Origin of the sequence: Enterococcus raffinosus, assembly GCF_019175485.1 — a bacterium.
GTDB classification, from domain to species: domain Bacteria; phylum Bacillota; class Bacilli; order Lactobacillales; family Enterococcaceae; genus Enterococcus_A; species Enterococcus_A raffinosus.
Genome location: NZ_CP072889.1, coordinates 711,010 through 736,266 on the forward strand (window position 1 = coordinate 711,010; position 25,257 = coordinate 736,266).

Consider the following 25,257-nt stretch of genomic DNA (forward strand, 5'->3'; position numbering starts at 1 on the left):
GAACGTTACAAAAAGCCTGATTAAACGTCCAGGCTTTTTGCATAAAGTTCTAACCACAAAGAGGTGAAATTTTGGAGCAAACAGTAGTAATCATTAAACCAGATGGCGTTAAGAGAAAGCTTGTAGGAAAAGTGATTCAACGATTCGAAGAACGTGGCTTGATAATAAAAGAGATGTTTCAACAAACATTAGAGGAATCACTGGTCAAGGCACACTATGCGCACCTAAAGGATAAGCCATTCTTTAACGAGATTCTTGAGTACATGACTTCCGGTCCAGTAATTGTCATGATTCTTGAACAAGAAAATGTCATTCAAATTGTTAGAAAAATGATTGGGACAACGAATGCTTTGGAGGCTTCTCCGGGCACAATCCGAGGTGATTTTGCGTTAAATGCCAGTGAGAATATCATTCACGCCTCTGATTCTCTCGAATCGGCGGAGATGGAAATTCGTCGCTTTTTCTCCTAATAATTACAAAAAGAGAAGTACACTTTTGAGTAATTACTCAGCATGTACTTCTTTTTTTATTCAACCATGATCATCAAGTTGCAGGTGCGTGTACTTTCGTAATTATGATCCTAACCAACTATATTTGCTTTTTGTGGTTTATTTTTCTTCATTAAGAAGACCTTCTTATCGATGAATAATCGTGATCGTTCCTCGATGATCATCGCGGTTGAATTCGAAAATTTGAAGATAGTCCACTTTAGTCTCTGCTTGTTTTTCCTTCTCATCAATTAATTGCCACCGACGTAACTGCATTTCTTTTGGTGCTCCACTCACTCCTCTCGCGAGGTAGCGAATTTCCTGGCGTACGTGGGGGCCTCTTTGCCAAGGAGCATGTGGGTCGGGAAAATAAAACGGCACTTCATTCAGTGATTCTGACTCATTTCCTCTCAGCCTTTTTATACCCGCTAAGAAATTCATCAGTTGAGTTTGGGATACTTTTTTGAGATTTCTTTAGTCTTGAAGCTACAGGAGTATTATTAATTTCCCTGTCATATATCCAGAATTTATCCTTTTTAACAATTTTCCCTTTTTCGAATGACATCTCCCCAGGTTTCTCCGAGACATACTTTTCATCGTACTCACGATTCTTAAGTTCAATGTCGTCATTAAAGAACAATGCTATTCTTTCAATTTGTATCCCTAAAATAAACTTTCCATCCTCTTCCTTATACTCGCCTTGAACAAAACTTAAATTGTAAGCTTCTCCATCAGCAAAGCAATCTTCAGGTTTTTTCCTATTAGGGATAGCAACATAATGCGTTTCATCCAGAAATTTTATATAAGCTGGTGAATCATCCCCAACAGGAAATGTATATACTTCTCCGTATTCTATATTTTCAAGATCAGTATGAATGTTCTTATTTTCATTTCCTTGAGAAGAAAAAAACAGAATTGTTAGTACTAAAATCAGTAATAGACCCAGCAAAAACAAGACGGTTGTTCGGAAACGTCTATCTTTCAAAATTTAGCCCTCTCTTTTCTGAATCTGCTTCGTTCCATCACTGCCCGTTTCAAATATTGTCACACTCAGTTCATTAAACTCGTACATTTCTGTATACTTAGTTAAATTCAAGTTTCCTTCATCGTAGAAATTTGTAAAGCGGCATTTGTCAATCGGCCTCACTTTGAGACATTGGTTCTCAGATACGATAGCTTTGGAAAGGTGAATTAATTGTTCCTAGTAAACTTCTGCCGTAGAAGATTCTTATCCGAGGAGTTTTTTGTCAAGGATACTAAGGTCAATAACACGAGGATTCCACTACAACTTAGTTTTAGTCAAAAAGTATTACCAGCCCAAGGGATGAACCCATATTTCATCCTATGGGAATGACATCCACACTACTTCATCCTTATAAAAATAAATATGCCACTTCTCAATTTCAGAACTTTTATCATCATATTTGTAGTCATACTCAAAACATGCTGTGTAACCATTTTCTTTTCTAAGTTTGTAGTACTCATCTACTTTTTTTCACTACCATAGAACTTGATATATATTTCTGGATCTTCCTCTGCCCAGCGGTCAGATGCTTCCAAATCAGAATCTCTTAATTTTTCTATTTCTTTTTTATTTTTTATTACATGATTGGGTTCACCGAACCTTTTTTGTATTTCTTTTTCTGTCATACCAGCACGAACATTACGAAAATCATTTTCTACGAGAACATCTTTAGTATTCTGTATCGAACAGCTACTAAGAATAAATAGAAAAAACAATGGTACAAAAAAATTAATAATACGCAGCAATAATTGTTTATTTTTTTTCTGCGTACCCATCCTTTTTGTTGTCAACTTCATTCCATTTATATTCTGTACCATCTTCAGGATCACCCCAACTTTCTTTGATCTCTTTTCTCAATGGATAGTCAAGCTTAGTTGGCTTAACATCTAATCTATTATGTTCTTTATCGTTTTTGTTCCCATAATTATAAGATTCGCCATTCATAATTTGACTTTCAAAATTCTTTCGTGCTTCTGCTGTTGGGTATTTTTTCTTGTAATATTCCCAATCTGTAATTACATTTCCATTTTTGTCTGTCTCTAAAACATTCCACTGACTTACAAATTTACCATTGCTGTCTAAAATAAATTCTGAATGAAAATCTGGGGAAGTACGCTTGCGGTTTTCGTTTCCTGAAGTATACCCTTCGGCTTTTAAATATTTATTGTGAAGTCGCCCTTTTTCTGCAATCATCTTCTTACCTTTAAGTTCTGCCTTTGCATATAATTTAAGCGCTTCCTCATCAGAAATACCGTTACCATAAGTAGCTCGAATATAATTGATATTGTTTCGGTCAATATACATACGGAGCTGGTGTACCCTTGCATCATCTAGTTCTTTACCTTTGTATGCTGATTGCACGGTTTTTGCCCATAAGTTTAAAAATTCATGAGCAGATACTATGCAGTAACCCTCAAAAAAAATTTAGATTTTCATCTAATAACTTTTTTGAAGTCGGCTCAAGATGCTGGGGCTCTGTATTCTCTTAATTCAAGCCGAATGACCCAGCATCTTGACGGTCGCGTTCTGCCACAGTGTCCGCGTATTTGTTCAATTGTCCGTGGATACTTTCCAACAGCTCTTCCATTTGTTTCACGTTGCCTTCTAATTGGTTGTACTGTTCCAAGTACGCTCGGAAGGCTTCCCCTTGCCATTGTTGGGAAATCGTTTGGTTCATGGAGTTGACCTTGCGGATCGCGTCCTCGATTTGTGCTGAGGCTTGTTGGTAAACCTTCGCCTGTGATTTCAGCTGTTCGGGTGTGACTGTAATTGCTCCTGACATAATGTGTGTCCTCCTATATGGGGTTTATTTTTCCTATTTAACAAGCTCGTGCTCAATAGGTTGATTCAAGCTTACACCAGATTTGGAGGAGTGGATCAAAGTTCGTCGTATACGGAAAAAAGTTGCGTATACGACGAAATAAAGACCAACGAACGTGGTCCGTTGGTCTGGATACATGAATAGAAGAAACGATTTTAGTCGGTAAGCATTATAACTTATGATAGGACTATCCACTTAGTTACGAATCTTTTTTGGATCTAATAGTTACAGTTCTGTTCTAATAATTGATAATAAGGAGGATAAAATCATCCCAATACTTTACTTAAAATTTTAAGTAAAATATTATAGAATAGGTTACAAGGAGATGATTCTTATGGAAACGATTGTCCCAGTTTCAGATATGCGATCGTATAATCAAACTTTAGCTAATGTCGAGGCCGGTCATGAAGTTATTTTAACAAAAAATGGACATGCCAAATACGTAGTTAGCGATTTCGAGGAATATCAAAAAATGAAAGCCACACTTACCTTATTTGAAGAGTTGCACAAAGGAAAACAAGCTCTGAAGGATGAAGGCCCTATTTCTATAGATCAATTAAAGGCTCGGATGAATGAAAAATTATAAACTACATCTATCTCCTCAAGTAGAACGAGATTTATCTGAAATTGTGTTCTATATGCAAGAACTCAGCACCTACGCTTCCAATATAAGCAAATTCCTAGATAGGATCTATCTTGCTATTGATTCTTTGCAAACAACACCCTTGTTGAGCCAATCTTTAAAAACGAAAATTGATGTGCCAACGGATATCGGTTTTTACATTGTAGAACATCATATTCTATTTTATGACATTGTTGATGATGTGATTGAGGTCACCAGAGTAATCTCTGAGAAAAAAGACTATATTCGTGTTTTAGGGTTAAAGGAAGGAGATAATCAATAATTGGTTGTCTCTTTTTTTGCTGATTGAGAGCGTAATTTGATGCATGTAAGTAATCAGCAATATTAGTTTCTACAATTTCAAAGTATTTTTCTTTACTTTTATTCAAAAGCCTGTTTCGGTTGATCAAATGATTGTTTCCTAGTTCGAAAAAGTCATTAACTGATCGAACACCATTGGACCTACTTTTGAGTTGCACAGATAACAAAATATAGTCAAGCTTAATTTGGAAAATCAGCTTTCATAAACAAGAATCTCAAATAATATGGAATAGCAGCACTTTTTTTGACAAAAATTTAACTACAGGTATAAAGCGAACATAAATGCAGAGTATTATGAAAAAGATGAATGGAAGGATTTATCTCCTGAAGGGAGAGAACTCTTGTAATGGCTGAAAAAAATAAATTGTATCACTAAAAAGGTGATATTGTTTGGATCGATTTCGATCCTTCAGCAGGAAAAGAAAGTCAAAAAAGACAGCCTGGATTAGTTGTATCTAGATATGACTTTAATCGTTGAACACTGTTTGCAGTCATTTGCCCAATCACTTCTACTGTAAAAAATATACCCACACGATATTCTTTGCCTGAGGAATTAGATACAAAAGGACAAGTAATAATCTCTCAATTGAAATCATTAGACTTCAAAGTGAGAAAACTGAAAAAAATTGAAAACTTACCGATACAAGATATGGCAAAAATTGATCAAATAATCGAGTATATCTTTTAAATATAGAATAGATGGTTATATTCGCTGTTGAGAGCAAAGATGCAAAATTATGAAACTCACTATTACACCAATTATAGGAAAATCTTTTATCCAATCATCTATAATAGCTTCCCGAAAAAGTATCTCTTCCATGATTGAAGCAGCAATCGTCATCATTCGAACATTTATTATTGGGCTTTCTTGACCACAACGATCTATCATTCGCTGTCGCATTCCCTTTGGTTTTCTAATATTCACTTATCTTCTATAAGCAAGCATTCAAAATATGTGCAAAATTTCTTTTAGTGAGAAACCCTTTGTAAAAACGAATAAACCCTAGATTTTTGATAAAATAGTCTTATAAAACAAATCGGGGTGGTCGATATGTGTAAAAAATCTATAATAGTGCTGTCATTAATTCTTTCTGTATTTGCCTTAGCAAGTTGTACAGCGGATAAGGAAAAAATTACTGAACAATCCGAAACCATTTCTTCGTTGCAAAGCCAAAATAGTTCATTAAAGAAAGAACTTTCAGATCTTAGGGAAATTAAAAGAGGTGAAACGGTTGAATTATCTGGAATCGTTCGAGTGGGAAAGACGATATCGGCAGGGTATTACAATATAGAATCGAAAAGCGATAAGGAAGACAGATTTTTTTTCTATAAAGACAAAGAAGCTTTTGAAAAAAATGAGTCAAAAAATGAATTGCTAATCCCTGATTCGAGCGAACAAAAGACAAATATACGGTACAACTATAAACTGGAGGAAGGGAATATATTAGAAATTCTAGACCCTTTATTTTTTACCAGAACGGGATAAAGTTACGCTAGTCTGGTAAGGTGAAATTGAATTCTACCGAAAACGATCGTTATTCATGGTGTGGTGTTCCCTCAACTCTATGAATCGTAACCTTATGAACAATAAAAACCACTATTATAATGCTTAAAATGCAACTTATAATAGTGGTTTCTACTTCCGCTTTGATTAGCCTTTGTTTACTGCTCTAAACTCAACATATCCTTCATAGTACTAGCATTAGTTCTCTTGAAGAAAGTATCATGATCATCAATTTAGTCTGTTAAGGCTAGTTTTAGTAATTCGTTAATTAGAGACCTATTCTCTTATCACTGGATCATTCTAATCTGAGGTGCGACGTATGAACTTACTTAATCTCAGAATGAATGAGCTTAGTCAATAGTTGCTTCAATAACTCTGCGTCTTCTGGAGAAAAACCTTTGAGGACCTGTTGATTCATTTTCTCGGTTGCCCCTTCAATCACCTCTCTCAGGTCATCGGCTTTTTTCGTAGTACTTACAAATATAACTCGTCTATTGTCAGGATCAACGTCCCTATTGATAAGTTCTAATTTCTGCATTTTATCGAGAAGACCGGATATTGTGGGGGCTTCTCGATAAAGTTTTTTTCCTATTTCTTTAGGTGTCATTTTACCGTTAGGAGCGGACCAAATGCAGGTTAAAATCCCTGCCTGCGCAGAGGTAATCCCTTGTTCTTCTAACAATTTACTATAATATTTGAAAACTTTATGTTGAGAGACACTCAATAAAAAGTTCATACAATTTTCTACCATCTTAAATCCCTCCATCAATCGTTGACAGAACCATAATATCATGATAAGTTCTCCTTGGAAATATTTTTGTTACAAAACTATTTTGTTGAAGAAAGGAATTTAAACATGGATACATTTAAAGCATTGGTAGTAAGGGAGAACGAGGAAGAAATCAGTTATCAAGTAGAAGATCAAACAAAAGAGGATATGTTGGACGCTGGGGAAGTTCTGATAAAAGTTGCCTATTCTTCCGTCAATTACAAAGACATGTTAGCCGTACAAAAAAATGGAGGCGTCATCCGCAACTATCCTATGATTCCCGGTATTGATTTAAGCGGAACAATTGAAGCGTCCACGGACCCGAATTATTCTATAGGACAGCAAGTTTTAGTCACTGGATATGATATGGGAATGACACATACTGGCGGGTTCGCTGAATATGCGAGAGTTCCTTCTTCTTGGGTTGTACGATTACCCGAAGATTTATCGATGAAAGAAGCAATGATCTTTGGGACTGCTGGCCTAACCGCTGCTCTTTCTGTCTATGAGTTAGAAAAAAATGGTATGACACCTTCTCTTGATCAAGCCATTTTAGTAACTGGAGCCACAGGCGGTGTGGGTAGTATTGCACTACAAATTTTATCTAAAGCTGGATACAAAAATATCACTGCACTGGTTAGAAAAGAAAATCAGATCAACGTCGCAAAACAATTAGGTGCACATACGGTGATTCTTTTAAGTGACTTTGAATTCACTAAAAAGCCACTGGCTAAACAAACCTTTCATTACATTTTGGATACTGTGGGTGGAGATTTGGTATCAAGTTTACTGCCTTATGTTTATTATCAAGGAAGTGTTTCCTTATGTGGGAATGCTGGCGGGATTAAGTTAACTACAACTGTTCTCCCCTTCATCTTACGTGGGATTAATCTTATTGGTATTGATTCAGTGAACATTTCTCAAGAATACAGACAAATGATTTGGTCTAAATTAGCTCAAGAATGGAAAATAACTGATACTACACTATTTACGGCTATTTCATTAGATGAACTTCCTAATACTATTCACTTGTTAAAAGAAGGAAAACATCTTGGTAGAACCATTGTAGATATCACAAAGAAATAATCCTAAAAGAATCAGATAGAAAATGAGAAGTTTTCATTTTCTATCTGAATAGATGAAGGCCTTCTTTCTATAGATGAAATAAAGGCTCGGACGATTGAAAAAAATACAAACGACATCTATCTCCAAGTAGAACGAGATTTATCTGAAATTGTGTTTTATATACAAGAATTCGGCACCTATGTTAGCGATAGTACCAAATTCCTAGACAGAATCTATCTTGCTTTTGATTTTTTGCAAATAACACCATTGTTGGACCAATCTTTAAAAATTAAAATTGATGTGCCAACAGATAGCCATGTTCCAGATTCAAAGGACGGAGACAAGCAATAATGGGTTGTCTCTTTTTTGCTGATTTGTAAGTGTAATATGGATGCGATAATTTCCCAGCAACAAAGCTTATAGCGTGTGCATCCTTATGCTAAAGCAAAAATATTCTTCCCTTCTCATCTCATCCACTGTTCAAACACTTCTTGATAATCGTCTTTCTTATTTTTATCGCCATACACCTTTTCGCTCAGTGCGGCTTGCAGCCAAAAAATATCAGCAAGGACTTCGTGGGAGGATTTGGCTTCAGGAATATCAGCCCAAACGGAAAGAGCGACTCCTTTGGTCTGATTTTGTTTCTTCATTTTTTGATCACTCGCAAAGGTCGTTAATTGAAAGTGCTCGTTGATTTTTTCATATGTGGGATACTGGTAGCCGGCTGCTTCGCCGAGCACGTAATAAAGAAAATTGTCATTGTGATTTATCATGGTGTATCCGCGAGTTAAATATGTTTCGAGTGCAGCCATGTGTGGATTCCAGCGTGTCCAATAGGAAACCTCGCATTGGTTCGTTAAATGAATGTGTTCTTGGTCATCGTTTCGATAGAAGCCGTCGTTCCACACTCTAACGGTGAATCCAAATCCATTTAGATAATGAATCAGATCGTTGACGTACTGGATGAAGGGGTTGATGCCGCTGGCGGTGCTGCCAAGCTTCAAAGCTGTCGAAGTTAGACTTGGATACTGGTCGAGTTGATCAAAGTCGACAAATTCATCGGCGCCAATATGAAAGTACCGGCTTTCTTGAAATAATTCCGCAAACTCTTGATAGATTTCCTTGATAAAATCGACCGCCTCGGGGTTTAAGATATCCAGCGCGCTGGTTTCACGGCTACCATCAGCCTTCAGTAAACACCATTCAGGATGATGCGTTAAAAGCTGGCGTACATGTCCGGGTGTGTCTATGTCTGGAATGATCTCTAGATAAAACTTCTCTGCATATGCGATTAATTCACGAATCTCCTCTTGACTTAAATGGTTGGGGCTGCATATTTCTGGATGACGGAGTGACTCGATGCCAAAGCCTTCATTTTCCGAAAAGTGTAATTGAAGATGGGTAAATTGAAAAAGTGCCAGGCTGCGAATCAAACGTTTGAGCTTGGCTAATGAATAGTATTTTCTGCCAATATCCAGCATCAGGATCTGTTCTTCTAATGCAGGTTGAGCTGTTTGAGGCTGGCTTTTCCCCATTAACTGCTGGAGAATCAGGCGAACGGCCCCCCGAAATAAGCTGCTGGGGGTTTTCCCTGAAAGACGATTTGATGTTAGGCTGGTCTTTGTCTCTAGCGTTGGCTCAATCGCTAAAATCAGGCTCGTCTCCGGTCGGCTTCTAAATTGATAGCCTAGTTCAGTAAATAGCTGTATGATATTTTGACGGACTATTTGTGTGTCGCTGTTTTCCGCAATCAAGCAACGGTCGATCGTTTTCATCAGTATCTTCCCTCAATCAAAAGAAGCTGAACGATTCATTCCTAGTTCAGCTTCTTTGTTTTTTAGTTTAGTGCTTCTTCTGCTAGTAAAAGGCAGCCGATAATGCCGCTCTCATTTGGCAATCCCCAGCGAACGACATACTCGCTGGCTGGCGGAGTTTCCAGATAGCCGGACATTTGGTCGACAAACGATTGACGTATTTTCATCAGCATCTGATTTTGATTCATCACTCCACCGCCTAAGACGATTTTTTCAGGCGCTAAAATTAAGCTATAGCTCATCAATGCTTGCCCAATGTAATAGGCTTGAAGATCCCAGATAGGGTGATCCTCTGCCAGGTCTTGACCTTTGATCCCTGTACGAGCTTCCAATGAGGGGCCGGCTGCTAGGCCCTCCAAGCAGTCTTTGTGATACGGACAGGTGCCATCATAATCGTCATCCGGGTGACGTTTTATGTGCATATGACCCATTTCTGGATGACCGATTCCTGAAAAAATGTTCTCATTAATAACGACTCCGCCACCAATGCCTGTACCGACAGTTAAGTAGATACAACTTTTCTTGCCCTGAGCCGCTCCTTTTTTCAATTCGCCATAAGCTGCCGCATTCACATCGGTTGTCCAAGCGACTGGAATGGCATACCGTTCCTTGATTTTGCCTAGAAAATCTACTTCTGACCAGCCTGGTTTCGGCGTTGCCAAGATGTAGCCGTAGTTGTCTTTGCTGGGATCGATCCCGATCGGACCAAAGGAACCAATTCCCAAAGCGGATAGCTCATATTGATCAAAGAACTCAAAAACTTCCGCAAAGGTCGCTTCTGGAGTCGTCGTTGGGATACTGATTTTCTTTACTAAGTTTTGTTGCTGATCGCTGACGGCGCATACAAACTTTGTCCCGCCTGCTTCTATACCACCAAAATACATTCTGCTACTCCTTCATCTCTAGGGTTATAATTTCATATGGCTGCAGTTTGGCTTCGTATGCGCCGCAGCGTTCTTCTAAAAGATTCAACAAATGAACGGGCGATTCTCCGGCTTTTTCAATCGTGATATCTGTTGGCTGATCGCTTAGATTGTACCCACGCAGAATCAGTGCCTCATCGGCTTTTCGCCGTTTTAATGCGGTGACTTCAAAACACTCGCCGCTTACTGTCAAGTAGTTTTGAGCTGAATTCAAGCGGCCTTCGTGAATAGACGTTTGTTGTGTCACAAAAGGCACTTGTGCGCCATGGGCTTGCTTGTAAGTCTGATAACGAGTTGCTGGCGCACCGTGGAGTTCGATCCCGAAGTTGAAGGTGTGGTTTCCGATACACTGTGCTTCAGGTGTTGGGAAATAACCCCAATCGCCTAATTCACCGACACAGCGCAGCAGCGTCAATGCCAAAGTATCTCCTACGACCTCGTACTCATTTAAGCCAAAATTAGACAGAGTGACTCCAAATTCTTGATCGTGTAAATTAACAAAAGCGTGTTGGTGTTGTGGATTGGTTGGGTTTTCCCAATGTTTGGCGACTGTATTCGGACGAACCACCGTTTCATAAATGCTGTCTGCTTCATGGGTAGCTGTCTGAATCGTTGTTGGAAACAGCACTCGTAAGCGATGATCCTGTGCTTGATTATTGACAGTCGTTTCAAAGGCTACTCGGCGGTTATAGGCGTCCATAGTGATATCCGTTCTGATTGTAAAGGAGATTGTCTCATTGGAGCGCTGCGCCTTTCTTTCTCTAAAATCCACCACCATTTGTTGTTCTAGCGTCAATCGTTCTTCTGCTGATTTAGGTATCTCCATTTCGTGGATCACGCGAATCGTCGCACGTAGCGGTGTATCTTCGACGATTTCAACGTGATGTGCAAAGGCCGTGGATAGGATCGCGTGATCGTTTTTTGGTTGTTTGAAAATGTACTCATTGGCAATATCACCAACGTCTTCAAACACTAACAAATCTTCCAAGGTCTTCCCTAATTCTTTGTCCGTCAACCGGAGAGAGCCGTCAGAAGCGACCGTTAATTTGACCCACTCGTTTTCTAAAACACGACCGTCTTCTTTAATCAAGGTTGCTTCCGAAACGGGGGCAGCACCTTCAACTAAGGCGAAGCTTTCCCATGAAAAAGCAGCTAAATCTTTGACTTCAACGGAAAGGGTCACGTATTTCTTCATATAGGGAATCCGAAAACGATCCTTTGGCAGATCATAATCAAAACGAATCTGTTCTTCAGAAAGAACTGCGGGAACGCTCTGCCCCTGATGGTTGACCACGTGATACAGTTGTTTAGCTTCTTGGGCCAATGTTTCATAACCATCTGAAGGGTATTGCTGGTGGAAAGGAATTCGTTTCACTTCAACATCGACCTGAGCAGTGCCGCTTTTAACCGTGCCCGCTGTATTGAACACCACAAAGGGACGGCTGCCTTCTGGAAATCCGCTCGTATCGATTGTCGCAACCAATTGTGCCACGGCTTCTTCAGCCAGGTATTTTCCCACTTCATTGGCTTTTTCAAAGCGAGGCAGCATTTCCCGATGAACTTCATCTACCGAGCAGCCGCAAATACTATCGTGAGGATGGTTTTGCATCAAGGTCTTCCATGCGTAATCCAACTGGTCATGAGGGTACTCGCCAGTTACTTCATAAGCCATTGAGGCTAAAGGTTCCGTAATGTTTTCTAATTGCCGGCTGACTTTCGTATTCCATTGTTTTAGATACACTCGAGCAGAAGCCGTATTGGCTAAGGTGAACCAGCCGTCGGTCTCCTGACTCGTCAGCTCTCCTGTTACCTGTCCGATGTCTTCTGGCAGCTCCTTTTGAACTGCTGCCAGATACTCTGGGAAGCTCGCGTGGATGAACTCATACTCTGGATACAACCGATTGGCCAAGGCAATCGCCTGCGAGAGATCCTTTTGAACCGGCTGATGATCGACCCCATTCATCATCAGTAAATGTTGAGTCGACGCATACTTTTCGACATCTGCCAATTTTTGATCCCAAAAGGCTTTTGCTGCTGTTTCTTCCGCCGGAATTTCGTTGCCGTTGCTGTACCAGTTGGCAAACAATAAGCCAAAAATTTCCGTTCCATCGGGACCTTGCCAGTTCATTTCTGAATATTGCGAAGTGTATTGATCCTCTAATACCTCATTATCAAAACCGATTGGTTTGACCCCGCGACCAAATGCTGCCGCGTTTAAATTTGCTTGCTTCATCATTTGCGGAGTTTGTCCCATATTTCCAAAGGTATCTGGAAAATACCCCAGCATCACGGGCGTGCCCCATTTCTGGCTTTCTTCCATCCCAATCAACATATTTCGTACATTGGATTCCGAGCTAATCAAGAAATCATCCTGCAAAATATAGAAGGGACCAATTTGTAGTTTTCCTTCTGTGATCGCCTGCTGGACCAAGGCTCTTTTTTCTGGTCGAACCTGTAAATAGTCATCTAAAATAATCGTTTGACCGTCTAAGTGAAAGCTGTGGAACGCCGGATCCTTCTCGAAGAGCTCTAACAAGTCATCCATGAGCTGGACCAAACGCATATGATGCTGTTCATAAGCCATGTACCATTCGCGGTCCCAGTGGCTGTGAGAAATGATATATACTTTTTTCTTCATCAACGAATCTCCTCTACTACTTCTCTACTCGAATATCGAAATAATCCATTACTAGTTCACAAAACATCATGTTTGCCCACGAGAACCATTCTCGCGTGTATTGATTGGGGTCATTGACATCAAACCCTTCGTGCATCAGATGCGTTCCACCGTCTGTCGCCACCAGCTGATCCAAAATCCGAGCTTTTTCTTGTTTATCCGCAGTGGTCATCCCTTCCATCGCCAAAGCGATCGGCCAAACATAATTTCCTGGTGTATGGGAAGAACCAATCCCCTTGGCAAATTTTCCTTCATAAAAATAGGGATTTTCGGAACTTAGCAAGGTTTTTCGAGTCGCAAGATAGGTCGGCTCGTCCAGTTTTCCGTAACCAAGATAAGGCGCTGAGATCAAATTCGGCACATTGCTGTCATCCATGATGGTTCCATTGCCCTTGCCATCTACTTCATAGGCGTAAATCGTTTCGCCTGCTTGATTGACCGTTCGTCCATGCTTTTCGATCCCCTGCTGAATCTCCTCCTTTAATTTGCGAGCTCTAGCTACGATCTCTTCGTCTTTCAACACTTCGCTAAAAAGTTCTTCCAAATAGCCTAAAATGACAACGGCAAACATATTCGATGGAACCAAATAGCCGTATTTACACGCATCATCACTTGGTCTAAAACCTGACCATGTCATCCCAGTCGGTACCACCTCTGCTCCCCGACCTTGATTGATCAGCGTGTCTTCTTGACGGGTCGTGTCACGCTCGAAAGTATACATTGAATGTTGATGGTCCTGCTCTGTCTCGAAAACGCTTAAAATTTTGGTCACGCCGTTTACAAAGTCTTCATTGAACTGATCTTGTTTTCCAGTATTTTTATACAGTAAGTACGCTAACTGAACAGGATAACACAGGGAATCAATCTCATATTTACGTTCCCAGATCCAGTCATTCATCTGTGTGTGGTCTGTTTGATGACCGGCCTTGTTCGCCGTTTCGTTAAAAGCATTGGCATACGGGTCAATATTAATATAGAAGAATTGTTTCTTGACCAAACCAGAAATCATCGCGGCTAACTCTTGATCTTCTTTCGCAATGACTAAATACGGGCGCACTTGAGCGGTCGAATCTCTTAGCCACATCGCTGGAATATCGCCAGTCAATAGAAACGTTGTCCCATCTTCTTGGCGCTTCACGGTGGTCAATAAGGTATTGGCAAAGGCCGCGTTAAAATTCTCTGCCCAATCAGCATGATCATTGCCACATTTTTCAGTAATTTGTTCCATAAACCGAACAACCGACTTTGGTATACTTTTATAAGTCATAAATCATCATTCCTCCAAATTTGATATATCATTTACAGAAATGATTATAGCTTAATGCTTATCCGTTGTCTACGCTTCCATTCAAAAAAATGCCTCTTTACAGAAATAATAAGTATGGTAAGATATTAATATGATATATCAAATAGGAGGGAACCATGGAACCTTTATATCAAACAATCCTAAATGATCTTAAAAATCAGATTACCAACGGCAGCTTCCCGCCCGGCAGTCAACTTCCCACGGAAAAGGAACTGTCTGACACTTATGAAGTCAGCCGCATCACCTCTAAACGCGCATTAACCGAACTAGAAAAAATGGGGCTGATCGAGCGGACACGGGGAAAAGGGAGTTTTGTCAAAGAGCAGACACCGCAAAAAACGACGACCAAAAGAATTTTATTTCTGTTGCCCTTCTCCAATGATCTGTCCCTAGGAAACTTTTCTGCTGGCCTGTTCCCTGTGCTTCAACAGGAAGGATTTGAAGTGATGATGACAAATTTTGATTATCTGACCAGTCATCAGGCGAATGATATCGTACAGGAATTTGATGGAATGATCTATTATGCAGATGACGAGAGTCAGTATTTAGACCTGTTGTATGATCTTTCTTTCCAGCAATTTCCGATTGTTGCCTTAGATAAGCAGCTCCACGACTTGTCATTGCCAACGATCCTGTCAGACAACTTTGCTGGTGGAAAAGTTGCTTGTGATCACCTAATTGAGAGCGGCCATCGACGGATTGCTTATATTTTTGGGAATAGCCATCCGCCGCAATCGACGCGCCAACGTTACTTAGGTTACATTCACAGCCTAAAAGAGCAACACCTCCCCTTTCATACGACGTTAGAAGATCAACAGGCAAATCCCGATCACTTACTGGAATATATCACGGTAAACGAGATTACCGCTTTGGTTTGCGAGAATGATCTAGTCGCGATTGAATCGATGCACGTCCTAAAACAAGGCGGCTTTGAGCTTCCACAACAGCTGTCCGTTGTCGGATTTGATGATATTCAGGCAGCTTCACTGGTTGATCCGGCTTTGACGACCGTTTCTCAAAATTTCAAGCAGATTGGGGCATTGGCTGGCGAGGCCTTGATGGATTGGATCCGCACTGGACAACAGCCGGAAAGCCAAAAAGTCGCCGTCACTTTGATTACACGACACTCAACAAAGGAGCTTTTGACAAATGATTGATACGATTGACACTCGTCACGGAACTGCTAATCAACATAGCTTTTCAAATGGCAATTGCCTACCCTATACTGGTGTTCCCTTTGGCATGAACTATTTTGTTCCACAAACCACCGACCAAAAAGGCAGTTGGTTTTTCCATCCTGAAGATCGGGGCTTTCAAGGCTATCGTTTGACCCATCAACCTAGTCCTTGGATGGGGGATTTCAGCCACATGGTGATGACCCCTTTCAGTGGCGCGTTGCCGGAGCTTTCTCTGTTCCACGCCCAAAGCTCTTACCGACCTGAAGAGGCAGTCTTCTCTCCTTATCAATTGAAGATCCATCAATTACGCTATAGTCTCCATTCGACTTTGGTTCCCAGCATGTACGGCGGATTGTTGGCGTTAGACTTTAGTCAAGAGGAAAATGGCCTACTGTTAACACTACCGGGGCTTAAAGCTGTCCGACAGGTAAATGCCCATGAACTTCAGATCAGTCTCGTGAATTACAGCGGCTGTGAAGACCCAGATTTCACTTTTTACCTGACTTTCCAATTTGCTGAGCCTGTTTTATCTTTCACTGAAGCGACGAAAGAGGAAAACACCTTTATCCAATTAACTTTTGGGTCCGTGAAGCAGCAAGTCGTCCGTTTCGGGACATCGTTTATCAGCCAAGCACAGGCTTCTCTGAACCTAGAACGTGAAAGAGCCCACGACTTGCAGGACTTTTTAAGCAGCAGCAGACAAGCATGGACGAGCTATTTTGATCGTATTCAAGTGGAACACACAGATCCGAAACAAACAAAAACCTTTTATCACAATTTGTACCGAGTCTTCTTGTTCCCTCAAACCTTTTATGAAATAAACGAAGAGAGCGAAAAAATTCACTACGATACCTTCAATCGGGAAATCAAGCCGGGGGTTTTATACACTAACAATGGCTTTTGGGATACCTACAAAACGGTTTACCCGTTGTTTTCGTTGATTGCTGAGGAAAAATACGGTGAAATGCTGGAAGGCTTCTTGAATAGCTATGAAGAGACAGGCTTTCTGCCAAAATGGTTGTCGCCTGATGAACGGGGCTTGATGCCGGGAACATTGATTGATGCCGTGATTGCAGATGCTGCCATGAAAAAGATTCGTCCTGATTTGATGCCCCGCTTTTTAGCCGCCATGAAAAAAGGCGCGACAGTCCAAAGCGAAAGAAACAATTATGGGCGACAAGGAACCTTAGATTATCTGAGGTATGGTTATGTTCCTAGCAATTATCATGAATCCGTCAATCATACACTGGATTATGCCTACAGTGATTTTTGTATCAGTCAAGTGGCCAACACACTTGGAGAAACTGTAACTGCCACGGCTTACGCGGAACAATCCTTGAATTATCGAAACATTTTTGATCCTACTGTCGGCTTCATGCGGGCAAAGGACTCCGAAGGCCAGTTTCGGAAAGACTTTTCACCGATTCGTTGGGGGAAAGATTACGCAGAAGGCAGTGCGTGGCAAAGCAGCTTTGCGGTTTATCAGGATTTCCAAGGGTTGATTCAGCAAATGGGTGGAAAAGCCGCGTTTACAGAAAAATTGATTGAACTCTGCAACCAACCCCCGAGATTTGATGTGACCGGTTATGGGTTTGAAATTCATGAAATGAGCGAAATGGCCGCGATTGAATTTGGACAATTGGCCCTTTCCAATCAACCAAGTTTTCACTATCCTTATTTATTCAGTTATGTCGGCAAACCTGAAATGGCTCAGCCACTCATCAAGAATCTACTGACCGAATGCTTTAGCTCCGAAAGCGATGGCTATCCGGGGGATGAGGACAATGGTAGCATGGCCGGCTGGTATTTATTCAACTCGTTGGGCTTTTATCCAGTGACACCTGGAAGCGGGGAATATGTTATCGGTATGCCACTAGTCAAACGTGCCGTACTGGCCCTCTCTAATGGGCAAACGCTAACGATTACGGCAGAACCCAACCAGCCGCAGCAACAATTTATCCATCAAACCACTCGCAACGGCATGCCTCATCAGCCCCTCTTCTTCACCCACGAAGACCTGATGACCGGCGGAACAATCGATTACCAACTAGGGATCGTTCCAAATCCGAGAGACTATCAAAAAAATGAGCAGCCCTTTTCGTTAAGCAACTAAAAACAGACCGGAAAATCTTACAAGATTTTCCGGTCTGTTTTGGGTTTGAATTCCAGTTATCCCTCCTGTTCCGTGTCTTCGCTAATAACATTTGAATATTCCTTCAAATACTGCTCACGAAATTCTTTTGGGGTGATGCCGTTGAGTTTTTTGAACATTTTTGAAAAATAGTTGGTATTGTTATAGCCAATCTCATCGGCGATCTCATTGATATTTTGATTGCTGTAGAGCAGCAATTGTTGCGCCTTTTTAATGCGGATCTGGTTTAAATATTGTGAAAAGCTGTTGTTCATTTCTTTTTTGAACAGCTGTCCCAGATAGACCGCATTCAAATGCAGGGTGTCAGCGACCATTTTTAATGTAATGTCCTTGGTATAGTCCTTACAAACCATTTCGATGACCTCTTGGGTAACTTCTGAAATCTGTTTTTCTAGCGGTTGTTCACTTACCGCTTGCAGGACATTCTCCAAAACTTGCTTCAAGCGATAGACGGTTTCGCTTTGGCGAATCTGCTGAATCGTTTCTTCATAGATGACTTTGGTCGCCGTCGGGTACTGACGCGAAATGTCAGTGAACAATAAAAAGGCAATATACCGCGCATTTTCCGGTTGAAGGTGCTGCCGATGAGCTTCTTCAAAAATAGTATCCATCTCTTGTTGAATTGTTTTCGCATCGCCGATCATCAAAGATTTATTAAACCCTAAAAATGAAAATTCCTGTTCATTCAAGTTCTCTACCAAATCCTGCTTATGACTAGGCAGTAAATCAGGATAAAAATCTTTTAACGCTTCGATTTGTCGGACTTTTTCATAGCTTTCATAGACGTTTTCCCAATCGGGGATCGTTTCTCCCGTATAGATGACGATGTCCCGGTATTGCCGTTTTATCTCAGCCAAAAAACGTTTTAATTGTTCTGCATCCCCTTGGAAAATCAAAGTGATCTGTTGATTTTGCTGAGAACTTCCAGCGATGATCAAACGCTGGTGGTTCTCTTTTAGCTGTTGTGTGATTGCCTGTAGCTGTGGAGCATCACTCAGTAATTTGATTGCTGTGAAGGGACCCTGTATGGGCAGCTCCAAGTCCGCCATCAGTTCAAGAAACTCCTGCTCATTCAGCTCATCATTCAGCCAACGACCGATACTGCTTTCACTATACAACTGCTCCTGTTCCTTGCGATGCTGGCGTTCGGTCAACTCTTGTTCTATCTTCGTCACAACTTCCATGAGTTCTTCTTGATCGACGGGTTTAACTAAATAATCCTTCACTCCTAGTCGGATCCCTTCCTTTACATACTCAAACTCTTGATAGCCTGACAAAAAAATGGCGGCAAATTCATCTCCTCGTTCATACGCCGCCCCGACCATTTGGATGCCGTTCATTTCTGGCATCGTGATGTCGCTTACGACAAGGTCAACCGAATGAGCCCTCAAGTATGTCAAAGCTTCGGTACCGGTTCGAGCGGTGGCGACAATTTCAAAGCCTAGTTCCTCCCAAGGAATGATCTGCTTCAATCCCTCTAAAATCATATATTCATCATCGACTAGTAGAACTTTATACAACATGTGCTTTTCCCCCTTCCACGCGAATCGTAATCGTCGTCCCTCGATCTATCTGGGATTCGATAGACATTGAGAATGTACCATCAAAACAGTTTTTCAACCGTTCATAGACATTTCGCATCCCAATTGACGACGTTTGCTGATCCTCAGGCATCCTTAGATTTGCTTGTAATTGCTGTAAGGATGTTGACTCCATTCCTTTTCCGTTATCAATCACCTGAATCACGATATCTTCCCCTTCAAAAAAGGCTTTGACACTGATGGCATTGTCATTGCGGGTATAGTCGATCCCATGAACAAAATAATTTTCAATCAATGGCTGCAAACTAAATTTCGGAATCACCAGTTGCTCCAATTCCGGCTCAATGGTGAAACGATACGCAACCCGATCCGGATAACGCATTTGATACAAGTAGACATATTTCTCGCAAAAGGATAGTTCCTTTTTCAGGCTTGTCGTCTTTTCTTGAGTCGTATTGTTCCGCAGCAACGCTGAAAAGGCATAGACCACATCCGCTAATTCCTTTTGTTGCTTACTTAACGCGTACATACGAATATACTCCAAGGTATTGTACAGAAAATGCGGATTAATCTGGGATTGGAGCGCCCGCATGTGAGCATCCCGCTGCTTAATCTCCAATTCATAGTTTTCCTTGATGTATTGATCCAAGCTGTCAATCATGTAATTGATCGCTTGCGAAAGATCAAGCAACTCATCTTGGACTAACCCAAGATCGATTCGTTCTTGCAGACGCCCCTCCGCAACACTATGGGTAATGCCCACGATCGTCTCCACCTGCTGAAAATAGCGTTTAAAGGTGCGATGCAGGATTAGCAAAAGAAGGCTCGCCAGCAAACCGCCTAATAGGATAATCAGGCTAAAGGTCTTTACATTTTTCCACCAAAGAACCTGTTTGTTCGCGACTAAAACATACGAATAGGTCTTGCTTGTTTGCCGATCGATCACATAGTAATTCTTACGAATCGCTTGCGGAACAGCCCCACGACCTTCAATGCCTTTTACCAATGCTTGATATTCCTTGTCGGTTACTTGATGATGGGTAGAGAATTTGACTTGATCGGCACTATCCACGATAAATGCGTCAATCCCTTCATCGACTAAAGATTGAGCCAAATCGCCTAATACAGCGGACTCTGAAAAAACACCGTAAATTTGGCCGATCGTCTGAAAACTATATTGATCCACGATTGGACGATTGATCAAAAAGCTCGTCTTTTTCGGCAGCTTGCCTTGTAGCTTTTGCCCGTTATGATTCCTTTGATCCGCTTTCAAATAATTGTTTGAGCCATCCAAGGTGACGAATAGTTCCTCCAAATCAGGAAAGGCAGTAAAAAATCCGCTGATCGTGGAAGAAACCCGCGTATCCTTTTGATAATCGTCCCAGTATTTTTGGGTAAACTCAAAATATTCTGATGGAGACAAATTTAAGTATTTCCGAACATTATCCACCGCCGCATTGGAGCTGGCTAATTCCATGTAAAGGTAGCTCATGGTATTTTTCCTTATCTGTCGCATAGCTGTGAATCCGGTTTTCTAAAATGTACATATCGTTCATCAATTTCTTGTAATTCGAATCTGCAGTAAAAACGCACAAAGCAGCCACTACCAGCAGGATGATTCCCATTAGCAGAAGGCTGTATACTTGCATCAAACGATTCATTAAGTGTGTTTTCTTCGTCAATCGAAATCTGCCCTTACCCATAGGAATTCAACTTCTTATCCACCAGCTGACGATTGTCCTTCGTAGCATACCCACTCCAAATTACTAGCAGTGAACAAGTTGCAAATAGCATCAAACTCTTGAAGTACCAAGTCAGCACAAAGATGCTGGCCACGCCAAACAAGACTTTTAAAAAAACACCAAAATTTAAAAAGACACTAATAAAGGCTAATTTCAATAAATTCCCGGTAGAAATATCATAGCTGGTCTCATACTGAGTTGTATAAAGAAACAGCACTCCGACTAGCAACAGCACAAAGAACAATAAAAACGTAATGATCATCCATAACAATCCTTGGATCTGTGCCGCTAAATAGAGGTTGTAGGCCAACACGAAGGTCAAGGCTGCAAATAAACTAAAATGCAGATTCCCCCGTTTAAAATTCTTTTTCCAACTGCTCAAAAAACGTTTGAAGGTGATTTCTTGATAGTTGATCCCTTGCTCTGTCAGGAGGTCGTTCATCGTTTGAAAGGCTGGTCCGATGCCAAAAACTACGCCTCCCATTAAAGAAAACAAAAGAAAATATAGATTCAATTTAATAATCGTCCAGATTACATAAAATAGCCGTTGAATGCCTGTACTGGCCATGTCTTTCACCTCATCATTTCTGAAAAATGTTCAAATCTTAATCCACAACAGGAGTGTGAACTAAGATCTAGACATTTGTCATATAATAACATGAATCTCATAATAAAGAAGAAATAAAAGCCTTTTCTTAGAGAACCGAAGAATTTGCTTCCAAGATCGTTTTGACCTTGAAAGCAAATCTACAGAATTCAGTTCAACAGGATGCGTTTCATGTTTGAATAACGTTTATTGATTGTCTTTCATGTATTGATCCAATTGAGTTTGCATTTCTTTTTGGGCTTTTTCCCAGCCTGCCGCTTTTAATTCTTTGATCAATTTTGGCAGATTTTCTTTTGGATCAATCGAACCAGTATTCAAGTTCGCTGCGTAACGGTTCATGACATTCATCACGTTAGATAGCTCTGTTTTGAACCCGTCTGTTTTAGCGTTGAAGCCTAAAATTGGAGACGTTGCGGCTTCTTCAATACTTTGATCACGTTTTTGGATCATTTCATCCGTCACTGTTTCAGAAGTATATAGAAGCATATTGTTCCCAGTATTCCATGCATCCATGTGGGCCTTTGGTTTGTAGCCGTCCAACAACTTGATCTTCTTATCGCCGACTTTTTCCCACGCTTCGCCTTCAATTCCCCAAACTAAGCCATTTAACAATTTAGGATCGGTATTCAACAGGTTTAAAAATTCTACTGCTTTTTCTTTATTTTTCGAAGTATTCGATACGACGAAGTTCGCCATTTGGGCTTGAGCCGTTGTTTTCAATTGGTTCGTGATCGGACGAGAAGTAAGTGGTTGACTAGCTGCTTGAGAAATAATCGTATCCCCATAATCCAACGGTCCTTGTGTTTCTTCACGCATGAACCACGTGTTTCCTTCTAATGGGTAAGCTTTTGTATCTGTTGCCGCATCTGAAGGAATCAGCCCTTCTTGATACCATTGATGCAACACTTCTAAATTCTTCTGGAATTGAGGATCTTCGTATTGATTGATGATCTTCGGTGACCCCTCCGCATCCACCTTGACAGCAAACGGATAATCCTTTCCTAATGGATAGTCGAAGTTGCCAGATGCTTTAAAGTTTTGACCAATCGCAAACGCCGCGATATTTGGTTCTTTTTCGTGGAACTGTCTTAAGACGTTGGTTGCTGATTCGTAAGACCCGTCAACTTTGCTGATATCCAGATTGTATTTCTTCACGAACTGGTCATTAAAGGTCAATACTTGTTGCGCCCACGTATTTCCGTATACTGGAATCGCGTACAATTTTCCATCAACTTCATTGCCTTTTTTGTAGGTCTCTGGCAATTGATCCATGTATTCTTTGGCATGGGTCTTCGAAAGCTCCGTCAGATCTGCAAAGGCACCTTTTTGTGCATTCGCAACGTATTGGTAAGCAAACGCGAGGTCATAGCTCTCTCCCGAGTTAATGATCGTCGGCATTTTCTTTTCCCAATCACCCCAACTAATGTACTGTAAGTCAATCGTTACGCCGATCTTATCTTTGATCTGCTTGTTGGCGATCTTCATCAATTCATCATAGTTATCTGGTTTATCTCCTACCTGATACATCAACAATGTTTTTGAATCTCCGCCGCTGGCTTCCTTTGAATTTGCCGAGCTGCAGGCCGTCAAGCCAACGGTCGCAAGTGCGATGGTCGCTATCCCTAGTACTTTTTTCCACGCTTTCATTTTTCCACTTCTTTCTGTATTGTTTATTCTTTGACTCCGCCAATTGTCAAGCCTCCAACAAAATACCGTTGGAAGAATGGATAGGTTAACGCAATCGGCAGGGTTGAAACCACAACGATTGCCATCCGAGCCGACTCGCTCGGTAACGCCGCTAGTCCTCCTTGAATCTGAGCACCGAGACCAGCGTTTCGCGCCAAGAAATCCAAATCATTTTGGATCTTCATCAACAAATATTGTAATGGAACAAGACTATCTTTTTGGATATACAGCAACGCATTTAACCAGTCATTCCAATAGCCTAAAGCTGCAAAAAGACTAATGGTCGCAATTCCAGGAACCGCTAGCGGCAAGACGATCTTAGTAAAAATCCGCATCTCACTAGCCCCATCGATTCGCGCAGACTCAATAATACTATCGGGAACCGTCTTTTTAAAGAACGAACGCATCACTAAGATATTGAATGGCCCTAATGCGAGGGGCATGATCAATGCCCAAATCGTGTCGTTCAAGTTCAACAGATTTTTAACCACTAAGTAAGTGGCCACCATCCCTGGCGTGAACAGCATCGTGATTAAAGCAAAAATCGTGAAAAAACGCCTGAAGGGAAAGTTAGAGCGAGAAATGACATACGCATATAGCGACGTCATCGAGGCGTTCACCACTGTTCCCAATACTGTTACAAAAACGGTGATGCCAAATGCCTGAAAAATTTTCTTGCTCATTTCCCCCGCAAAAATATAACTATAGGCTGCCATCGAAAATTCTTTTGGCCAGAAACGATAGCCCATCTCCGCTAATGAGGCTTCCTGCGTCAGTGAAATCATGATGACAAAGAAAAACGGCAAAACACAAGAAATCGCAAACAACGCCATCACAATATTAAAGATCAAATTGACTGTCGGATTAAAAGAGCGAATTTCAACTTTATTGATTTTTTTCTTCTTCATTGAGTGCCTCCTAAAATAGTGCTGAATCTGGTTCAACTTTTCTAACGACAAAGTTCGCCATCAGCAGCAGTATCGCACCCACAACCGATTGATACAGGCTGGCCGCCGAAGACATTCCCAGATCACCCGTCGACGTTAAGCCGTTGTAAATGTACGTATCTAAGACCGATGTCACTTGATACAGCGCGCCGGAATTTCGCGGAACATTGTAGAACATTCCGAAATCCGCACGAAAAATCCCCCCGATGTTCATGATTAACAAAACAAGCATCATTGGAACGATTTGAGGAATGGTAACATTTTTGATCTGTTGCCACTTGCTGGCGCCATCTACCATCGCCGCTTCATAATACGTCGGGTCGATTCCCATGACAGAAGCATAGTAAATGATACTATTGTAGCCGAGACTCTTCCAAACATTCATGATGACGAAAATCAACGGCCACCAAGTCGGATCATTGTACCAATTGATTGGATTTTTCCCGCCATTGGTCAACCAATGATTGATGATCCCTTTATCAGGGCTCAAGAAGGCATAAACGAAATACCCGATGACTACCCACGACAAGAAATATGGCAGCAATGACATCGTATGGTAAACCTTCACTAATCTTTTATTTCGCAACTCGCTCATGATAATCGCAAATGAAATCGCGAAGAACAAATTAAATGCCAAGAATACTATGTTGTATAAAAGTGTGTTGCGAGTAATCAACCAGGCATCCTGTGAAGCGAATAAAAATTTGAAGTTATCAAAGCCGACCCATTCACTCGTCATCAAACTATCAATAAAGCCGTTTGGTGAAATGTGAAAATTCTTAAAGGCTACGACATTGGCGAACACTGGAATATAAAAGAATAATATGAACCAGAGGAACCCCGGCAACGCCATTAAGATCAACGCTTTATAACGCCAGACATTCTGCCAAAAACCGACTTTCTTTTTTTTCTGCATCCCTTCAACTCCTTTCGAAAGTAATGATATCGCTTTCTATCGGTAGAAGTAATGAACAAATTTAAGGTATGTTGCAACAAATTAAAGGAAAGTAGAGAAAGTCATTTTTGATCGAAAGTAATTGTGATAAAACGTAGATAGCTTCTTTTTCCA

24 protein-coding genes and 1 pseudogene are annotated in these 25,257 nt (G+C 40.9%); 8 read left to right on the forward strand and 17 right to left on the reverse strand.

Annotated elements, in window-relative coordinates; all coding sequences use genetic code 11:
- Nucleotides 1–71: 71 nt before the first annotated feature.
- The gene (gene ndk, locus J9537_RS18020; RefSeq protein WP_218257409.1) at nucleotides 72–470 is read left to right on the forward strand and encodes a nucleoside-diphosphate kinase; all 399 of its coding nucleotides are present in this window, start codon (nucleotides 72–74) and stop codon (nucleotides 468–470) included.
- A 165-nt stretch (nucleotides 471–635) separates the two neighbouring features.
- Here the strand turns inward: ndk and J9537_RS20725 are convergent, their stop codons facing one another.
- The 5 genes from J9537_RS20725 to J9537_RS18045 form a co-directional block, all read right to left on the reverse strand.
- Entirely contained in the window at nucleotides 636–764 is a 129-nt protein-coding gene (locus J9537_RS20725; protein ID WP_245001327.1) for a hypothetical protein, read from the reverse strand.
- Between the two features lie 124 nt (nucleotides 765–888).
- Complete coding sequence (locus J9537_RS18030; RefSeq protein ID WP_218257411.1) at nucleotides 889–1,473, reverse strand: hypothetical protein; 585 nt, start codon at nucleotides 1,471–1,473, stop codon at nucleotides 889–891.
- A 500-nt stretch (nucleotides 1,474–1,973) separates the two neighbouring features.
- On the reverse strand, nucleotides 1,974–2,288 hold the full coding sequence (locus tag J9537_RS18035) for a hypothetical protein (protein ID WP_218257412.1): 315 nt from the start codon (nucleotides 2,286–2,288) through the stop codon (nucleotides 1,974–1,976).
- Nucleotides 2,266–2,874, reverse strand: coding sequence for a DUF3114 domain-containing protein (locus J9537_RS18040; RefSeq protein WP_218257413.1), 609 nt, complete (start codon nucleotides 2,872–2,874; stop codon nucleotides 2,266–2,268). Before J9537_RS18040 ends, J9537_RS18035 begins: the two co-directional genes overlap by 23 nt.
- A 124-nt stretch (nucleotides 2,875–2,998) precedes the next feature.
- The gene (locus tag J9537_RS18045) at nucleotides 2,999–3,295 is read right to left on the reverse strand and encodes a WXG100 family type VII secretion target (protein ID WP_207106780.1); all 297 of its coding nucleotides are present in this window, start codon (nucleotides 3,293–3,295) and stop codon (nucleotides 2,999–3,001) included.
- Between the two features lie 373 nt (nucleotides 3,296–3,668).
- Between J9537_RS18045 and J9537_RS18050 the strand changes: the two genes are divergently transcribed.
- The 4 genes and pseudogenes from J9537_RS18050 (at nucleotide 3,669) to J9537_RS18065 (ending at nucleotide 5,763) form a co-directional block, all read left to right on the forward strand.
- Nucleotides 3,669–3,920, forward strand: a complete 252-nt coding sequence (locus tag J9537_RS18050; protein WP_218257414.1) for a type II toxin-antitoxin system Phd/YefM family antitoxin — start codon at nucleotides 3,669–3,671, stop codon at nucleotides 3,918–3,920.
- Nucleotides 3,907–4,239: a type II toxin-antitoxin system RelE/ParE family toxin gene (locus J9537_RS18055; protein WP_218257415.1), complete on the forward strand. Its 333-nt coding sequence runs from the start codon at nucleotides 3,907–3,909 to the stop codon at nucleotides 4,237–4,239. Before J9537_RS18050 ends, J9537_RS18055 begins: the two co-directional genes overlap by 14 nt.
- Before the next feature lie 423 nt (nucleotides 4,240–4,662).
- Nucleotides 4,663–4,965 (forward strand): annotated as a pseudogene (locus J9537_RS18060) (type II toxin-antitoxin system PemK/MazF family toxin).
- Nucleotides 4,966–5,328: 363 nt separating this feature from the next.
- Nucleotides 5,329–5,763, forward strand: a complete 435-nt coding sequence (locus J9537_RS18065; protein ID WP_218257416.1) for a hypothetical protein — start codon at nucleotides 5,329–5,331, stop codon at nucleotides 5,761–5,763.
- Between the two features lie 343 nt (nucleotides 5,764–6,106).
- Here J9537_RS18065 and J9537_RS18070 read toward each other — a convergent pair whose 3' ends face one another.
- Nucleotides 6,107–6,574, reverse strand: a complete 468-nt coding sequence (locus tag J9537_RS18070; RefSeq protein ID WP_245001328.1) for a MarR family winged helix-turn-helix transcriptional regulator — start codon at nucleotides 6,572–6,574, stop codon at nucleotides 6,107–6,109.
- A 63-nt stretch (nucleotides 6,575–6,637) separates the two neighbouring features.
- Here J9537_RS18070 and J9537_RS18075 point away from each other — a divergent pair, with 63 nt between their 5' ends.
- The gene (locus J9537_RS18075) at nucleotides 6,638–7,636 is read left to right on the forward strand and encodes a YhdH/YhfP family quinone oxidoreductase (protein ID WP_218257417.1); all 999 of its coding nucleotides are present in this window, start codon (nucleotides 6,638–6,640) and stop codon (nucleotides 7,634–7,636) included.
- A 443-nt stretch (nucleotides 7,637–8,079) separates the two neighbouring features.
- Here J9537_RS18075 and J9537_RS18080 read toward each other — a convergent pair whose 3' ends face one another.
- The 4 genes from J9537_RS18080 to J9537_RS18095 all read right to left on the reverse strand — a co-directional run bounded on the left by J9537_RS18080 (nucleotide 8,080) and on the right by J9537_RS18095 (nucleotide 14,296).
- The gene (locus J9537_RS18080; protein ID WP_218257418.1) at nucleotides 8,080–9,390 is read right to left on the reverse strand and encodes a family 20 glycosylhydrolase; all 1,311 of its coding nucleotides are present in this window, start codon (nucleotides 9,388–9,390) and stop codon (nucleotides 8,080–8,082) included.
- 62 nt (nucleotides 9,391–9,452) lie between these two features.
- Entirely contained in the window at nucleotides 9,453–10,313 is an 861-nt protein-coding gene (locus J9537_RS18085; RefSeq protein ID WP_218257419.1) for an ROK family protein, read from the reverse strand.
- A gap of 4 nt (nucleotides 10,314–10,317) precedes the next feature.
- Nucleotides 10,318–12,990: an alpha-mannosidase gene (locus J9537_RS18090; RefSeq protein WP_218257420.1), complete on the reverse strand. Its 2,673-nt coding sequence runs from the start codon at nucleotides 12,988–12,990 to the stop codon at nucleotides 10,318–10,320.
- A gap of 16 nt (nucleotides 12,991–13,006) precedes the next feature.
- The gene (locus J9537_RS18095; RefSeq protein WP_218257421.1) at nucleotides 13,007–14,296 is read right to left on the reverse strand and encodes a glycoside hydrolase family 125 protein; all 1,290 of its coding nucleotides are present in this window, start codon (nucleotides 14,294–14,296) and stop codon (nucleotides 13,007–13,009) included.
- A 155-nt stretch (nucleotides 14,297–14,451) separates the two neighbouring features.
- Between J9537_RS18095 and J9537_RS18100 the strand changes: the two genes are divergently transcribed.
- Together J9537_RS18100 and J9537_RS18105 are read left to right on the forward strand one after the other, a co-directional pair.
- Nucleotides 14,452–15,492, forward strand: a complete 1,041-nt coding sequence (locus J9537_RS18100) for a GntR family transcriptional regulator (protein ID WP_218257422.1) — start codon at nucleotides 14,452–14,454, stop codon at nucleotides 15,490–15,492.
- Nucleotides 15,485–17,626, forward strand: coding sequence for a GH92 family glycosyl hydrolase (locus J9537_RS18105; RefSeq protein WP_218257423.1), 2,142 nt, complete (start codon nucleotides 15,485–15,487; stop codon nucleotides 17,624–17,626). Before J9537_RS18100 ends, J9537_RS18105 begins: the two co-directional genes overlap by 8 nt.
- Nucleotides 17,627–17,682: 56 nt before the next feature.
- Here the strand turns inward: J9537_RS18105 and J9537_RS18110 are convergent, their stop codons facing one another.
- From J9537_RS18110 to J9537_RS18135, 7 genes are all read right to left on the reverse strand, one after another.
- Entirely contained in the window at nucleotides 17,683–19,188 is a 1,506-nt protein-coding gene (locus J9537_RS18110) for a response regulator transcription factor (protein WP_245001329.1), read from the reverse strand.
- Entirely contained in the window at nucleotides 19,178–20,698 is a 1,521-nt protein-coding gene (locus tag J9537_RS18115) for a sensor histidine kinase (protein WP_245001330.1), read from the reverse strand. Before J9537_RS18115 ends, J9537_RS18110 begins: the two co-directional genes overlap by 11 nt.
- Nucleotides 20,649–20,909, reverse strand: a complete 261-nt coding sequence (locus tag J9537_RS20730) for a hypothetical protein (RefSeq protein ID WP_245001331.1) — start codon at nucleotides 20,907–20,909, stop codon at nucleotides 20,649–20,651. Before J9537_RS20730 ends, J9537_RS18115 begins: the two co-directional genes overlap by 50 nt.
- Complete coding sequence (locus J9537_RS18120) at nucleotides 20,902–21,516, reverse strand: YesL family protein (protein WP_060789577.1); 615 nt, start codon at nucleotides 21,514–21,516, stop codon at nucleotides 20,902–20,904. The genes J9537_RS20730 and J9537_RS18120 overlap by 8 nt, the downstream gene beginning before the upstream one ends.
- Before the next feature lie 225 nt (nucleotides 21,517–21,741).
- A complete protein-coding gene (locus J9537_RS18125; protein WP_060789578.1) occupies nucleotides 21,742–23,202 on the reverse strand; it encodes an ABC transporter substrate-binding protein in 1,461 nt (486 codons plus the stop codon).
- Between the two features lie 23 nt (nucleotides 23,203–23,225).
- Nucleotides 23,226–24,149, reverse strand: coding sequence for a carbohydrate ABC transporter permease (locus J9537_RS18130; RefSeq protein ID WP_028020592.1), 924 nt, complete (start codon nucleotides 24,147–24,149; stop codon nucleotides 23,226–23,228).
- A 10-nt stretch (nucleotides 24,150–24,159) separates the two neighbouring features.
- Nucleotides 24,160–25,104: an ABC transporter permease gene (locus tag J9537_RS18135; protein WP_028020591.1), complete on the reverse strand. Its 945-nt coding sequence runs from the start codon at nucleotides 25,102–25,104 to the stop codon at nucleotides 24,160–24,162.
- Nucleotides 25,105–25,257 lie beyond the last annotated feature (153 nt).